The sequence below is a fragment of the Pseudomonas sp. LBUM1649 genome, assembly GCF_059716155.1.
Genome location: NZ_CP166807.1, coordinates 3,719,355 through 3,734,253, shown reverse-complemented (window position 1 = coordinate 3,734,253; position 14,899 = coordinate 3,719,355). Strand labels below are relative to the sequence as shown.

Here is a 14,899-nt window from a genome sequence, read left to right as displayed (position 1 = left end):
AAATCCGCCGATGCTGGATCGGCACGATTAGGGCGACATTAAACAGGCAATCGTCGCGGCACTTGGTTCAACCCATCCACCCCAGCGTGACCAGGGCCAGCACGCCATAACGGGCGCCCTTGGCCAAGGTCACGATCAGCAGGAAGCGCCCCAGCGGTTCGCGCATGACGCCGGCCACCAGGGTCAGTGGATCACCGATCACCGGTAGCCAGCTGAGCAGCAGCGACCAGTGGCCGTAACGTTGATAGTGACAACGGGCTTGGTCCAGATGCTTGGCGCTGACCGGAAACCAGCGACGGTCCCGGAAACGCTCGATGGCGCGCCCCAGCCACCAGTTCACCAGCGAACCGAGGACGTTACCGAGCGTGGCGACAGCCAGCAGCGACCACAGCCAGTAACGATCACTGAGTATCAGCCCCACCAGCACCGCTTCGGACTGCAGGGGCAGCAAGGTCGCTGCACCGAATGCAGCCAGGAACAAGCCGAAGTAGGCAGCGAAAATCAATGGGCGGGGTAGTCCGCCACCACCACATCCGTGCCGTCCTTTTTCAGGCCGATCACTTGGTAGGCATCGCTCATGCCGTCCATTTCCATGCCCGGCGAGCCCATGGGCATGCCAGGGGCGGCAACGCCCAGCAGGTCATCGCGCTTGCTCAGGGCCAGCACTTGATCGGCCGGCACATGGCCTTCGACGAATTTGCCGTTGATCAAACCGGTGTGACACGACGCCAGGCGGGGTGGCACGCCGTGTTGTTGCTTGAACTCGCTCATATTGCTTTCGACGTGGTCGTCGACCTTGAAACCATTGGCCTCAAGATGGCTGATCCATTTCTTGCAGCAACCGCAATTGGCATCCCGGTGGACCTCGATCGGGATCAGGTCGGCGGCCTGGGCCAGGGAGGAAATGAACAGGGCGCCCAAGGCAGCCAGACGTAAATGGGTTCGCATGTCGGGAGGGGTCTCGGATTGCGGGCAAAAGAATATATTCTGACCGTTTTTTGCGGGCAGATATTCGAGGTGTGTTTCGAAGTGCTACAGAGACACTGAGCCTTATTATCGTAGATCAAAGCTGTCAGGTGGATGAGGGGAAGATGACAGGTTTGTCATCCTGGCGGCCAACCTGTTGTTTATTGACGGAGTACATATCCGTTGCTGCGGTAACGGCCACTTATGGTTTCGTGGTTTAACGGGGCGTCCAAATCTAAAGCCAAAGCGAGGCGGTCTGACAGCCGACCTGACTTTTACAGCTGTACCTGATCCCCTGTGGGAGCGAGCCTGCTCGCGATGGATGTCAACGATTACGCGCCCTATCTGGATGATCGCGTTGTCCGGACGTTCATCGCGAGCAGGCTCGCTCCCACAGGGGATCGCGGATCAGCCAGTAATCAGGTCGGCTTTAAGGCCGCCTCGCCTCGCCTTGCTTTGGCTTTTGATTTTCTTGCCACCTCGAGAGGCCGAGTGGAGGTTCTGCGCAGTGGGTAAACCGGCATGGATGCCGGTTTAGCCGCGCTGGGCCAAGGATGGCCCATCGCGGCGGGCCCTGTAGGAGCGAGTATGCTCCGGGCGGCGTTCCGACGAAAAACCTGAGAGCACCTCGGGGTGTCAGGCTCCCCGCGTCATCGTTGACCTCCATCGCGAGCAGGCTCGCTCCTACAGGCTTTTCCAAGTGACTCGCTGTAAAAGCGAAACCATAGGTAGCCGTTACCGCAGGAATGGATATGCACTCCGTCAACAAAATCCAGGTCGGCTGCCAGGTCGCCATCGCCCTGATAAAGCTAAAAACCTTCATCGCCTGTAACATAAGCCCCCGTTCGCAGCCGTCCATCCCCACAAAACGCTAGGGGCCTGGCATGCAGGCGGATACAACGCGAATACATTTTTCAGGTTCAGGAATTGCCAATGACTCAGTCGCAACGTTTGAAATACTCGATTCTGATCTCCCTCGTGGTACTGGGGACCATGTTTGGCCTTTCGTATTTGCAGAACACCGGCGTTATCAGCGAAAAACTGTTCCAGTACATCGCCATTGGCGTGGCGGTGGTCGTGGTGGTCATCAACGGCGTGATGCGCCGCAAGGTCAAGCCCTGAGCCGCAGCCCCGGCTCGATCAGTCGTTGTGCAGCAGGGCGATGGCCCGCGGGTCGAGGCTGTAGCTCTTGTCCGGATTGAGGACAATCACGCCTTCGCTGCACAGGCGTTTCAACACTTCGCGCACACTCAGGAACGACAGGGGAATATCCAGTTCCAGCAACTGAGTGTGCACACCGCGCACGCCCAGGCTGCGGTCGTTCTCGGCGGCTGACAGCAAGGCGTCGATGACTTTCAGACGAATCAGACTGGTTCGCAGGCCAAAGCTCTTGAGCAGGATGCGGATCCGCTCGTTGCCGTGACGCTCGGTACGCTGCTCGAAAACACCGACCCCAATGGCAGTGCCCTTTGGCGCGTTGCTACCGTCCGTTGGCAATTGCGAGTTGTACATTGCAAAAACTCCTTTTCAGAGCCTGATCGGGAAAAATTGGGCGCTCTTACCTGATAAGACGTACGAGCGATACAAATCATGAAGACTTAAATGTAGAAATTTCGTCGTCATTGCGTGACCACTCTGTAAAGCGCCGCTGTAGCGCGGTCCGCGACCGCCATCCAATCTCCTAAATTTTCGTCGTTTGCTTCGTCCCTAAAAGGATGCGCAGTGCGTGTCTGTACGCAGAACTGTGACCATCGTTTTTCGATCAGGAGCGAATGTGTTTATTTCCAGCCAGTTGACCAGGTTGAGCCTGGCGGGTGTGTTTGTGGGGCTGAGTCTTGCGGCGAATGCGCGCAGTCAGCCTGAGCAGGCGAGTGCCGATATCCGCCGCACCAGTTTTGGCGTGCCGCATATTCGGGCCGAGAACGAGCGGGGGCTCGGTTACGGCATCGGCTATGCCTACGCTCAGGATAACCTGTGTTTGCTGGCCAATGAGATCGCCACGGTGAACGGTCAACGCTCACGGTTCTTCGGCCCGGATCAGTTCACCGTCGAAGCGCGTGAAAACCGCGTCAGCGATCTGTTTTTCACCTGGTTGAACACTCCGCAGGCCGTCGCTGCTTTCTGGCAGGCGCAAACCCCTGAAGTACGGGAGCTGATTGAAGGTTATGTGGCCGGCTACAACCGCTCCCTGGGCGAACGTCGGGCCCAGGGACTGCCACAGCAGTGCCAGGGCGATTGGGTGCGGGAAATCACCGCGATGGATCTGGTCAAGCTGACCCGGCGCCTGCTGGTCGAAGGGGGCGTCGGGCAATTTGCCGAAGCGTTGGCCGGCGCCACGCCACCCAATGACGTCGCTCGAAACGCGAACGCGTCCGCGTCGTTCCAGGTTGCCGATGCGCGCAGGCAGCGCTTCGCCCTCGATCGCGGCAGCAACGCCGTCGCGGTGGGCAGCGAGCGCTCGTTCAATGGCCGGGGCATGTTGCTGGCCAACCCGCATTTTCCGTGGGTCGGCGGGATGCGCTTCTATCAGATGCACCTGACCATTCCCGGCAAACTGGACGTAATGGGCGCCGCGTTGCCCGGCTTGCCGATGATCAACATTGGCTTCAACCAGCACCTGGCCTGGACCCACACGGTGGATTCGTCCAAACACTTCACGCTGTATCGGCTGCAGCTGGACCCCAAGGATCCGACCCGTTACCTGCTCGATGGCAAATCCCTGCCGATGCACAAACAGACACTGACGGTTGACCTCAAGCAGCCGGACGGCTCGGTCAAAGCGGTCTCCCACGTGGTGTACAGCTCGCAATTCGGACCGATTGTGCAATGGCCCGGCAAACTGGGTTGGGATAATCAGTTCGCCTACAGCTTGCGCGACGCCAACCTGGATAATGACCGGGTGTTGCAGCAGTGGTACGCCATGAACCGTGCCGACAGCCTCAAGGCGTTTGCGGCAAGCGTTCATCAGCTCCAGGGCATCCCGTGGGTCAACACGCTGGCGGCGGACGACCAGGGGCAAACGCTGTACATGAACCTGTCGGTGGTGCCGAACGTCAGCAGCGAGAAACTCGCGCAGTGCAGTGATCCACGGATCGGCTTGCAGATGATCGTCCTCGACGGTTCCAACAGCGCCTGCGCTTGGGACATCGACCCGCAAGCTGCACAAAAAGGCATTTATGCCGCGGACAAATTGCCGCAACTGTTGCGCAAGGACTTTGTGCAGCATTCCAATGATTCGGCATGGATGGCCAACCCTGCGCAGCCGCTCACCGGGTTCTCGCCATTGATCAGCCAGGACCGCCAACCCTTGGGGCTGCGCGCGCGGTTCGCCCTCGATCGTCTGGGTTCACTGGCCAAGTCCGGGCCAATCGCGGCGGCGGATCTGCAACACATGGTGATGGATGACCAGGTGTATCAGGCGGCACAAGTGATGCCGGACTTGTTGCAATTCTGCGCGGCTGACCTGGGTGCCGATACGCAGGCGCTGGCGCCGCTGTGTGCCAGCCTCAAGGCCTGGGATCGCAAGGCCAATCTCGACAGCGGCGTGGGCTTCGTGCATTTCCAGAATGTCATGGAGCCGCTGGAACAGGCGCCCGATGTCTGGCGCGTGGCGTTCGATCCGCTGGATCCGCAACACACACCGCGAGGCCTGGCAGTGGATCGTCCACAAGTAGCGCTGGCGCTGCGACAAGCGATGCTGGCATCGGTAGAGCAGGTCAAGGCGTCAGGGCTGAAGAAAGATACTCGCTGGGGCGATGTCCAGGTGGTCAGCAGCGGTGGGGAGCAAACGCCGATACACGGTGGGCCGGGTACGCTGGGCGTCTACAACGCCATCCAGAGCGTGCCGAGAACCGACGGCAAACGCGAAGTGGTCAGCGGCACGAGCTATCTGCAAGTGGTGACGTTCGATGAAAAGGGCCCGCAGGCCAAGGGGTTGCTGGCGTTCTCGCTGTCGAGTGATCCGGCCTCGAAATACTCCCGGGACCAGACGCTGGCTTTTTCGAAGAAGCAGCTGAGTGTGTTGCCGTTCACCGAGCAGCAAATCAAGTCCGATCCGGACTATCAGGCGCTGACCATCCGCGAGCAGGACGCAAAGGTGGCGGCTCACTAGGCTGGAGTGTATTTGATCCAAGCTGAAGGCCGCACCCCGCAAGGGTTGCGGCCTTCAGCTTTTCGGGGCTTGCTGCGCAATGGAGTTGAGGACCGGGTTGCCGGCCTTGTTGCGGGTCAGGTAGACCGGCAGCACCTTGGGCAGGGACGTCACCAGGGTATTGAGTTCCTTGATGTTGTAGATGCCGCCGATGCGGATCGCGCCAGTGGAATTGTCGGCCACCAGCACCGGGGTTTTCAGATAGCGATTGATCAGCGGCAGCGCATCGCTCAGCGCCAGGTCATCGAGTACCAGTTTGCCGTTTAGCCAGGCCAGGGAATTGTCGTTGTCGTAGGTCTGACTGATACGCGGAATCAGATCGCCATGGCCAAAGCTGGCCTGCATGGCCGGGCCGAGCCGTAGCCCATCTCCCGGCAGGTCATCGTTGCTGCTGACCAGTACTGAGCCTTCGACCAGATTTACTTTCACTTGGTCTTCATACATCCAGACGTTGAATCGGGTGCCGGTTACCCGGATCTTGCCTTCGGCGGCCTTGACGACAAAAGGGTGGCTGGTGTCGTGACTCACGCTGAAAAAGGCCTCGCCTTTTTTCAAGGTGACCTGACGCTGGTCCTTGTAGTTGCTGTAAGTCAGCTCACTGCCCAGGTTCAGCTCGACCTTGCTGCCATCTTTCAGGGTGACCTGACGAACGTTGTCGCTCGCCTCGAAATGTTCGTATGAATCGGGCAGCCACCCCAAGCTCCAACCACTGTAGGCCGCCATCGGCAGGGCCAGCGCACACACGGCCGCGGCCACGCCGAAAGTACGCCAGGGGGTCTGCGGTTTGACGCGAACCAATGGTACAACCGTTTCGGGACGCGGCAGATCGCCGGCGACTTCCCAGATTTCCAGCATGGCCTCGTATTCGAAGGCATGCAGCGGATGAGCGTCCAGCCATAATTCGAACGCCTGCCGCTCCTGGGCTGTGCAGTCGGGGGCATGCAGGCGCATACACCAATGCGCTGCGGCATCGGTGATGGCGTCATATTGGGCTGGCGAGAGAGGGCTGTCGGTCATTGACTCATCCTGATTTCCTGCATTCTAACCTTGAGAGGAAGTCTGCGAGAACAGCCGTCATGGCATTTACCCCAAACGGCTGTTTATTTTCTGTAGTCAAGGTGTATTGACGTGTAACTCCCGTCCGAGCTGACTGATTAACCAGGCCACGCTGTCGGCATTTCCGAGTTGTACCGCCAGCCTGGTCAGTGAATTTTTTTTGAAGGTTTCGCGAGCACCGCTCAGGTTCTCTGCGCCGGTCAACGCCAAAATATGCGTTTTTACCCGATCAGTATTTTCAAGAGTAGAACTTCCCGGGTCTTTCCACTCGCCGGTGTCGGGATCCTGGGTCATGAACAGTTGTGTGTAAGGTGTCTTGATCGAAAGAGCGGTGTCCTGAACATTGGTCAATGCATCCTTGAGATCAGTGGCGGCCACGCTGGCCGTGCCGATCAGGTCGGCGAAGGGTCTGCCAGGGTCCAGATAGGAGATGTCCTCGGTTTTACAGGCAATGTGCGAAAGTTCATGCAGAAGGGTCACCGCCCGGGCATGCGTGTTGATCGGGAAGGCGAAGTCGGTAAGATGTTGGCGGTAAATGTCGAAACCCGGATAGAAGAATCTTTCTGCCAGATAGATCTTTTTCTTTGCGTCCTTCGGAACGGTAAAACCGAATGTACTGTTTGCGCCATCGACTACCGTGCCGACGACAAAACGATCGGACTTGGTCTTTCGCAGTGTAGGGTCCAGCAACGCGGTAAACATGTCGCCCACGACTTTCTCCAGCTTCTCGGCATGTGCGGGCAGTACCTCTGGCACATCAATGAAACGCTTGATGAGTTGATGCACGGGGGTGGCCTTGTCATCGGAGTTCTTCAGCAATTGCAGGTTTCGAAAGCTGTTCCAGGCATAGGTCGTTGCCTGGTCCAGCGCTTCGTCGATCTGCCGCGCCTTTTGCGGGAAAAACCGTCGTATCTGCGGCATTCCATGGGCGTCGATGATCATGCCCTCCCAAGCCGCATACGCAGCATCCAGCCGGTCCACGAGGCCGAATTGCGGCTTTGGTGTATTCCTGTCGAGCACCCATTGTTTCGATGCGTTTTGCCGCAGATATGGGCCGAGCGTCTGTGTGTCGGCGATGCGCCAGCGGCTGCCGCGTTTTGTCACCGGAAACACTTTGCCTTCAACCGGCCCGTAGAGCTGTTTCGTCGTCGGGTGCGCGTAGAGCCCGGGCGTTGAGTCGGGCTTGAGCGAACCCAGGTCGACATGAAGGCTTTCATGACGCTTCAAGCCTGTGCGCTCGGGGGCGGTGACTTTGATGTCCTGCCATTTGCAGGTGGCTTCGGGTTTTTCTTGCGCCGCAGCGGCTGGCGTAGAAGTCGGCAGCGCGTGAGTGTCCAGCGATTGGCGCAACGAAGCGAGTTGAGCAATGCCGCTGATGAACTCCCTGATGGCCGCGCCCCATTTGTGCGCTTGCAGGTCTTCGGCGGATTGCTTTATGTCAAGGTAGCTGTGGTACACCGTGACAGGGTAGGCGAGCTTGCCCATGAAAAACGAATACGCCTCGTGCAGGTCTTCACCCAGAACGTGCTTGATGGTTGCCCATTCATTCTGCTTTCGGTCATCGGACTGACAACCGAGCAATCGGCCCAACAACGCGGCATTGTCATTGAACAAGTGCCCGAACAGGTGCCCCTTGACGGGATTGGACGCCAGCGTGACCTCGGCATCGGTATTGCCTGCGGTCGTCGACGTGGCTCTTGCAACCCGCTTGGTGCGCGTCGCCATCCGGGTCTCCAGCAATATCCGGTCAGGATTCTCCAGGTTCATGAGGACCCAATCGAGCAGTGCGCCGCGCGTCTTCAGTTCTGCCAGCAGCTGGGTTTCGCTTGCGTATTCCTTTATCCCGTGCCGTGGACTGTGAGGGGCGACAAGCACCTGCGGCGCTGTGCTATCGGCCGATGAACCGATCAGATAGACGCCTGGCACTTTGACGGTTTGTCCGCTCCTGACACCGAGGAACTCCAGGGGCCGGATGATCGCGTGGGCACCGTCGACTGCCGCACGGGCGATGGCGTCGGGCATATCCATGACCTGGCGGATCAGGTCAAACCCGGTTTCGCTCAGGCGCTCCTGCAGTTTTTCCGAGTGGGCGTGGTGCATCAGTTGCCAGGGCAGTTGCGTGTAAAAACGTTGCCTGCGATCCGCATTTGCCTCGGTGTTTGCAAGGGCCGCGCTGAGTATTTTCTGCTGATGCTCACCCGGTTTCAGGTTGCGTATCAGGTTCTTGATGTAGCGTTCGTCCATGCCCTCTGGAATGACCGTGGTGTCCAGCGACGTCAGTTTGAGCAGGACAGTGTCCAGGTCCTTGAGGTGAGCCAACGCAAAATCGGTCAGAGTCTGCCTGCTGGACGCAGACCTGGGGCTCGCGCTGATCTCGATCTGGACTTTGTCCGGATCAATGTTGAAGTCGTCTGCCTTGAGTTGTTTTTCCAGTTCATGGTGGGCGGTGCGCTGCAATGAGCGGATGTCGGTGAGGTAATCCTGGTCGTCTTTGACGTTTTTCAGGTATTGCTGAAGCAGTTCGCCATGCAGGATCAGTTCTTTGATCGGCGCCTTGGCCAGCCAGGCCGGCAGTTTTTGCTGGGTGATCAGGGACTGGGCGATGTCGGTCGCACGACTCAGCCCGGTCATCGGCTCACGCAGGGCCACAAAATTCAGCAGACTGGCCAGCGGCGCGGGAGAGAGCGGGGTGGTCAGTGCACGGGTAACGGAGGTCTGGTCCAGATCGACGAAGGGCTTTTGCAGATAATCGAGAAAATGCCCATGGACCCGTTGCAGTGGCGCGAGCGTGTAAGCCTTGCCTGGCAACCGCTCGCTGCGGCCGAGGTTTTCCAGAAGCATTGAGCGATGATTTTCGTCCTTGAGACGTCGCTCGAGTTCCTGCAGTAGCGGTGTCAGGGCCTTGAAGGCTTCAAATCCCAGTGCAGGCGTCCACAAAATGGCCTTGCCCGAGTGCACCGGATCCAGGCCTCCCCGCTCAGTCAGGACAAAACAACTGGCCAGTTTCAACGGGGTTACAGTGGCGCCGGCCTTCACCGCCAGGGAAAAGACCTCCGGCAAAAAACCGTTCAATGCCGCTCGCTGCAAGTGTATTGGGGTATCGAGCACGGTTTTGATGATTGCCTGTCCCGTCGCACCCAGGGTGCGCGAGACGGCGCGAAGCTTCAATTCACTGCGCAGTGCCGTTGACAGGGTATGGGTAAAACTCGATTGCAAACCCGCCAATGATGAACTGACGAGGCTTTGCGCCTCGGCGAATGTGCGGGTTGTCGTGGGAATGGCCGGGTGTTTTTCAAGGAGTTGATCGAGCGCCTGCCCGACCGAGCTCAGCAGCGACAGCTCTTGTTTGGCCGACTCGGCTCGCACGGTGGCGGGTCGCGCGTTCACGCGTCGGTCCGGTCGTGTGCTCCAGCGTCCTGCGGCTTCAGCCAGGAGCAAGCGGTGATCGATCAATCCCCGGACGTCCAGGGCATTATCGAGCAAGGCGTGAGGGTCCAGCATGCCTTCGCTTTCACGGTAACGGCTCAAAGCATGGCGGAGGTTTTGCCGTTGTTTATCAATGATGTCAGTCATCACGCGTGCAAACACCGAGCCGACGATGGGTTCACCGACGATCATCCGATCGTTCGGTTCCAGTCCAAGAAACGTGCTGCGTTCGTCTAGTGACATGAAATTGAGCAGCGTGTCTTCATGTCCTTCGCTTTTGAGCATTTGCAGGACGATTTTTTTCACCGCTGGCAGGTTGCTTGTGGCCTCGATGCCTCGGGACGGGCTGTACAGGAAACCCAGGGTGTTCGCGCCGCCGATCATCAAGGTCGAGGCAAGCTCCGCGAAATGTTTGAAGGGGGCGGTGATCCGCACTTTTTCGATGCGAAGGGGATCAATCGTGGCCGGGGCGAGGCTGACATTCATCAATTGCAGGTATTGCTCTGTGGTCAAAGTGCCCTGTTGGCGCTGGTGTAACAGCCTCGCGTGAAAAGTGTCGCGCAGGCCCTCGGCGAAAAATGCCTGGCGCGACATGCCATTGCTCATGGGCGTGTTCCAGAACGTCTCAAGCAGGCTGATCAGGCGGGGCGTAAAACTTTGCGCGATTTCTTTTACGGCGCTTTCCCAGGTCTGGTTGTCGGCATCGCTGCTGACGCTGTGCTCGGGATGGGCAAACACCCTGGAGTCGCCCGTCGGCCACTGGTTCGTCAGGTAAAAATGCAGGAGGGCCTCGCTCAGTGACATCGATGCAACCGTATGGGGCGTTTCGCGGTCATCAAACGCAGAACCCGTACTGACAAAGCCTTTCAGCCGCGTCAGGCGCTGGTCCAGTTTGGGGAACGGCTTGTGCAATGCGTACTTGAGGGTGTCGTCCAGCATGGATTGCAAGGTGGGCATCTTGACCAACTCGCTTGCCATCGCCTTGAGGTTTTGTTCCTGCTGTTGCTTGAGAGTGAGTTCCTGATGTTCGAATACCGCGCCTTCGATATCGCTGGTGGAGAGGTCGAGTGACGTGGCAGCGGCCAAGGGCAGGCGTTGTTCGATGGAGAGGAAGCGCAACAGCTCACGTTTTCCAGTGGCCTGCGCCAACCACTCCTTGAGTTTGCTTTTGAGGTCGGCCATGTCCGCGAATTTGATCAAGCCTTTCCACGGTGTGTAGAGCGTGACCTCGCCATCGTTGGGCCGGCTCATGGCAAAGGCGCCGGCCAATGGAATGCCCACCTTGCCGGTCAAAGACAACATCACCTGGAAGGCCTGCATCGGTTTTACATGGGTTTTGCGGGCTGCCTGGGTCGGCAGATAAACCGCCTTGAGCCAATTCAGATCGTCCAGGGTAAAGCCCAGCGCGTTTTCCCGTTCTCCCGGTTGCCTGGCCGCGGATGCGCGCTCGGCTTCGTCAAAAAAATACGGCAGTGCTGGTGTCGTCATGATGTTTCCTCGATGGGCTGCGACGGTGTTCAGCGCAGGTCGTTGGGTCGAGGGGCAACAATAGGGGGCGGGAAAAGGCGGGGTGCGGTACATATTGCTTGCGCGAGAGACTTGACAGGACGCCGGTAAAAAAGCGCTTAATCGACCTGTCGCCCGCCTCTAAAAATAAAACTGGAGCTTCAGATGACCGCTTCGCCTGAAATGGCAGTCAGTTCGGCCAACTCAACCCTGGATTTTGATTCTCTCGTCCTTTTACTCGAACGCATTTTCGTGCGTCACGGCACCTCCACCGAGGTCGCCAGGACACTGGCCCTCAACTGTGCCGGTGCCGAGCGCGATGGTGCCCACAGTCATGGTGTGTTCCGCATTCCCGGTTACGTGTCGACACTGAAAAGTGGCTGGGTCAATGGCCAGGCCGTGCCGGTGGTTGAGGACGTGGCCTCGGGTTTTGTCCGGGTCGACGCCGGCAATGGCTTCGCCCAACCGGCGCTCGCCGCCGCACGCGCCTTGCTGGTGGAAAAGGCTCGCAGTGCCGGCATTGCGGTATTGGCAATTCGTAATTCCCATCACTTCGCGGCGTTGTGGCCGGATGTCGAGCCGTTCGCCTATGAAGGGCTGGTGGCGTTGAGCGTGGTCAACAGCATGACCTGCGTGGTGCCGCACGGTGCCGATCGCCCGCTGTTCGGCACCAACCCGATTGCCTTCGCCGCCCCACGCGCAGACGGTGATCCGATTGTCTTCGACTTGGCCACCAGTGCCATCGCCCATGGCGATGTGCAGATCGCCGCACGCAAGGGTGAGCGCTTGCCCGCAGGCATGGGCGTGGACGGCCTAGGTCAGCCGACCCAGGACCCGAAAGCGATTCTGGAGGGGGGCGCGTTGCTGCCGTTTGGCGGGCATAAAGGTTCGGCGCTGTCGATGATGGTGGAGCTGTTGGCGGCGGCGTTGACCGGCGGCAACTTCTCGTTCGAGTTCGACTGGAAGAACCACCCGGGGGCCAAGACACCGTGGACCGGCCAACTGTTGATCGTGATCGATCCGGGCAAGGCGGCCGGGCAGAGCTTTGCCGAGCGCAGCCAGGAGCTGGTGCGGCAGATGCACGGTGTGGGGCTTAAGCGGTTACCGGGGGATCGGCGGCATCATCAGCGGGCGAAGTCCAGCGCGGATGGCATTCAGTTGGATGCAGGTACGTTGGCGGATCTTCGAGAGTTGGCGGGGCTCTGACTGTAGGAGCGAGCCTGCTCGCGATGGACTTCCAAGCGCCGTGTTTAACCAGTAGACACGCGTCTTCGTTAACGACCATCGCGAGCATGCTCGCTTCTACAAGGACCGTATTTCAATTACGTGTTATCGCAGGCTTACCGTCGGCCCAGCAACAAGCCCACAACCAAACCAAAACCGGCGGAAATGGCCACGGTCTGCCATGGGTGCCCGCCAATGTAGGTTTCAGTGGCTTCGACCGCCGGCAGGGTGCGGTTGCGGACGCTGGTGACTGAGTCTCGTGCCTGCTGGAGTTTCTGGGCGATTTGTCCGCGAAGCGTGTCTGCTTCTTCACCGACCAGTGTCGCACTGCTCTTGAGCAGTTTTTCCGACTCTTCGATCAGCGCCTGAAGATCGCTGAAAGCCTGGTCCTTGATTTGGTCTTCGGCGACTTGTGCGGCGGTTTTGCGGGCCATTGAGATACTCCTTGCAAGTGAATAAGCAGTGAACAATGGAGTCTGCCGCGACGGAAAAAGTTGCAGTGATTTTGCGTGCGGACGCCATCCTGACGAAAAATCCAGCGCAGGACATTTCTTCCTACAGTGTAAGATGTAGCCTATTTACGCAGCAGGTAACTTCCCATGAGCTTCAATCTGGCCGATAAACCCCTTGCCGAGCGCGCGGCGCTTGAAGACGAAAAATCCCGTCTGTTCGATCTCTGGCAAAACAACCTGGGCAAAGCCAAGGGCGAAGCTGCACGTCTTTTCGGCGAGCGCGCCAAGCGCAAGGGCAAATGGGCCGAGTGGGTCCGTTCCGAACTCGACGGAATGTCGCCCCCGGAATTCGCGAACATGGTGCGAAGTGAAGTCAATCGATTGATGGCAGCCAAATAACGCAGGGCTACGCAAAGGCTTGCTGGCGATGCGATGGTGGCCGTTACGGCAGGAATATGTACTCAGTCAACAAAATCGAGGCCGCCTTCGCTGCGATGCGGCGACCCGACAAGCCTGCTACAGGTGCGGGAATTGCTGCTGGATGGCGTCGGCATCGGCCAGTTCCAGCGGGCGCAGAATCAACCGCTCTGTAAAGCGTGGGTATCGGGTCCATGCGTTTGCAGCTCCTTGACATCGGCCTCAGCGGCTACCGGCGGATGGCGAGGCGGGTTCACCCTTGGGCGTAACCTCGGGGTTCTGCATGACTTGCAACACTGAGGCTTCCGGGTCGAACTCGTCTTCCTCCAGCTCGATGAATTCCTCGGGCAGGAAGATATTCAGCACGATAGCGCACAACGCGCCCACGGTAATGGGCGATTCGAAGATGTTATGCAGCGCTTTCGGCAACTCGCGCAACACCTCCGGCACGGCTGCCACACCCAGGCCCATGCCGATGGAAATCGCCACGATCAGCATGTTGCGCCGATGCAATCCGGCTTCGGCGAGGATCTTGATCCCGGCCACGGCGACGGTGCCGAACATCACCAGCTCCGCACCGCCGAGCACCGGTTTGGGCATCAGCTGCAGCACGGCGCCGATCATCGGGAACAGCCCCAGCAATACCAACAGGCCGGCAATGAAAAATGCGACATAACGACTGGCCACACCGGTCAGCTGAATTACCCCGTTGTTCTGCGCAAAGGTCACCATCGGCATGCTGTTGAACACCGCGGCCATGGCTGAGTTGAGGCCGTCGGCCAACAGGCCGGACTTGATCCTTCGAATGTAGACCGGGCCTTTGACCGGTTGACGGGAAATCATCGAGTTGGCGGTCAGGTCACCGGCCGCTTCCAGCGGTGACACCAGGAAAATCACCGCCACCGGCACGAACGCCACCCAGTCGAAGGCAAAGCCATACTTGAACGGTACCGGCACGCTCATCAGCGGCACGGCGGGCAGGCTGGTGAAATCGACGTGGCCCAGCAGCCAGGCGACGGCGTAGCCGAGGGTCAGGCCGATGACAATCGCGCCCAGGCGCAGAAACGGCACGTCCACCCGGTTCAATACCACGATGGTGCCGAGCACCAGGGCCGCCAGACCCAGATGACTGGCCGCGCCGAGGTCGGGAGCGCCGAAGCCGCCGGCGATGTCGGTCATGGCGACCTTGATCAACGACAGGCCCATCAGGGTGATGATGGTGCCGGTCACTACCGGGGTGATCAGCATCCGCAGCTTGCCGATGAACTGGCTCAATACCACTTCGATGAAGGCGGCAAAAAAGCACACGCCGAAGATCGTCGAGAGGATTTCATCGGTGCCGCCGCCCCGGGCCTTGACCATGAAACCGGCACTGAGAATGACGCTGATGAACGAGAAACTGGTGCCTTGCAGGCACAACAGACCCGAGCCCACCGGACCGAAGCGCCGCGCCTGGACGAAGGTGCCGAGGCCAGAGACGAACAGCGCCATGCTGATCAGGTAGGGGATTTCGCTCTGCAAACCCAGGGCACTGCCCATGATCAGCGTCGGGGTAATGATCCCGACGAAGCTGGCGAGCACGTGTTGCAGGGCAGCGAACACCGTGGCGGTGAGGTGCGGGCGGTCGTCGAGGCCGTAGAGCAGGTCACTGTGGCGCGGGGTTTTTTCAGGGGAAGTCATGGTGGTTTGTGTGCCGGGAGGC

Annotated in this window: 11 protein-coding genes; 4 read left to right on the top strand and 7 right to left on the bottom strand. The window is 59.2% G+C overall.

Annotated elements, in window-relative coordinates:
- Positions 1–67 precede the first annotated feature (67 nt).
- A complete protein-coding gene (locus tag ACA058_RS17280) occupies positions 68–502 on the bottom strand; it encodes a YqaA family protein (protein WP_497639957.1) in 435 nt (144 codons plus the stop codon).
- Entirely contained in the window at positions 502–948 is a 447-nt protein-coding gene (locus tag ACA058_RS17275) for a DUF411 domain-containing protein (RefSeq protein ID WP_497635092.1), read from the bottom strand. Before ACA058_RS17275 ends, ACA058_RS17280 begins: the two co-directional genes overlap by 1 nt.
- Before the next feature lie 951 nt (positions 949–1,899).
- Here ACA058_RS17275 and ACA058_RS17270 point away from each other — a divergent pair.
- Positions 1,900–2,088: a hypothetical protein gene (locus tag ACA058_RS17270; protein WP_008061425.1), complete on the top strand. Its 189-nt coding sequence runs from the start codon at positions 1,900–1,902 to the stop codon at positions 2,086–2,088.
- An 18-nt stretch (positions 2,089–2,106) separates the two neighbouring features.
- On the opposite strand, the gene ACA058_RS17265 is transcribed toward ACA058_RS17270, so the two are convergent.
- The gene (locus ACA058_RS17265; protein ID WP_497635091.1) at positions 2,107–2,478 is read right to left on the bottom strand and encodes a fe2+ zn2+ uptake regulation protein; all 372 of its coding nucleotides are present in this window, start codon (positions 2,476–2,478) and stop codon (positions 2,107–2,109) included.
- A gap of 262 nt (positions 2,479–2,740) precedes the next feature.
- Between ACA058_RS17265 and pvdQ the strand changes: the two genes are divergently transcribed.
- Positions 2,741–5,077: a bifunctional acylase PvdQ gene (gene pvdQ / locus ACA058_RS17260; protein WP_497635090.1), complete on the top strand. Its 2,337-nt coding sequence runs from the start codon at positions 2,741–2,743 to the stop codon at positions 5,075–5,077.
- Positions 5,078–5,131: 54 nt separating this feature from the next.
- Here the strand turns inward: pvdQ and ACA058_RS17255 are convergent, their stop codons facing one another.
- Both ACA058_RS17255 and ACA058_RS17250 read right to left on the bottom strand, forming a co-directional pair.
- Positions 5,132–6,133: a FecR family protein gene (locus ACA058_RS17255; protein WP_497635089.1), complete on the bottom strand. Its 1,002-nt coding sequence runs from the start codon at positions 6,131–6,133 to the stop codon at positions 5,132–5,134.
- A gap of 96 nt (positions 6,134–6,229) precedes the next feature.
- Positions 6,230–11,086: a dermonecrotic toxin domain-containing protein gene (locus tag ACA058_RS17250; protein ID WP_497635088.1), complete on the bottom strand. Its 4,857-nt coding sequence runs from the start codon at positions 11,084–11,086 to the stop codon at positions 6,230–6,232.
- A 183-nt stretch (positions 11,087–11,269) separates the two neighbouring features.
- Here ACA058_RS17250 and ACA058_RS17245 point away from each other — a divergent pair, with 183 nt between their 5' ends.
- Positions 11,270–12,310, top strand: coding sequence for an Ldh family oxidoreductase (locus tag ACA058_RS17245; RefSeq protein ID WP_497635087.1), 1,041 nt, complete (start codon positions 11,270–11,272; stop codon positions 12,308–12,310).
- Between the two features lie 134 nt (positions 12,311–12,444).
- Here ACA058_RS17245 and ACA058_RS17240 read toward each other — a convergent pair whose 3' ends face one another.
- Complete coding sequence (locus tag ACA058_RS17240; RefSeq protein ID WP_497635086.1) at positions 12,445–12,762, bottom strand: ElaB/YgaM/YqjD family protein; 318 nt, start codon at positions 12,760–12,762, stop codon at positions 12,445–12,447.
- A 165-nt stretch (positions 12,763–12,927) separates the two neighbouring features.
- Between ACA058_RS17240 and ACA058_RS17235 the strand changes: the two genes are divergently transcribed.
- Positions 12,928–13,179, top strand: coding sequence for a hypothetical protein (locus tag ACA058_RS17235; RefSeq protein WP_497635085.1), 252 nt, complete (start codon positions 12,928–12,930; stop codon positions 13,177–13,179).
- 240 nt (positions 13,180–13,419) lie between these two features.
- Here the strand turns inward: ACA058_RS17235 and ACA058_RS17230 are convergent, their stop codons facing one another.
- Positions 13,420–14,877: a nucleobase:cation symporter-2 family protein gene (locus ACA058_RS17230; RefSeq protein ID WP_497635084.1), complete on the bottom strand. Its 1,458-nt coding sequence runs from the start codon at positions 14,875–14,877 to the stop codon at positions 13,420–13,422.
- Positions 14,878–14,899 lie beyond the last annotated feature (22 nt).

What these genes read in the sequence shown, in the direction of transcription:
- ACA058_RS17240 (WP_497635086.1), bottom strand. Translation starts at nt 12,762, where the DNA reads ATGGCCCGCAAAACCGCCGCACAAGTCGCCGAAGACCAAATCAAGGAC.
- ACA058_RS17235 (WP_497635085.1), top strand. Translation starts at nt 12,928, where the DNA reads ATGAGCTTCAATCTGGCCGATAAACCCCTTGCCGAGCGCGCGGCGCTT.
- ACA058_RS17230 (WP_497635084.1), bottom strand. Translation starts at nt 14,877, where the DNA reads ATGACTTCCCCTGAAAAAACCCCGCGCCACAGTGACCTGCTCTACGGC.
- ACA058_RS17245 (WP_497635087.1), top strand. Translation starts at nt 11,270, where the DNA reads ATGACCGCTTCGCCTGAAATGGCAGTCAGTTCGGCCAACTCAACCCTG.
- ACA058_RS17255 (WP_497635089.1), bottom strand. Translation starts at nt 6,133, where the DNA reads ATGACCGACAGCCCTCTCTCGCCAGCCCAATATGACGCCATCACCGAT.
- ACA058_RS17270 (WP_008061425.1), top strand. Translation starts at nt 1,900, where the DNA reads ATGACTCAGTCGCAACGTTTGAAATACTCGATTCTGATCTCCCTCGTG.
- ACA058_RS17265 (WP_497635091.1), bottom strand. Translation starts at nt 2,478, where the DNA reads ATGTACAACTCGCAATTGCCAACGGACGGTAGCAACGCGCCAAAGGGC.
- ACA058_RS17250 (WP_497635088.1), bottom strand. Translation starts at nt 11,086, where the DNA reads ATGACGACACCAGCACTGCCGTATTTTTTTGACGAAGCCGAGCGCGCA.
- ACA058_RS17275 (WP_497635092.1), bottom strand. Translation starts at nt 948, where the DNA reads ATGCGAACCCATTTACGTCTGGCTGCCTTGGGCGCCCTGTTCATTTCC.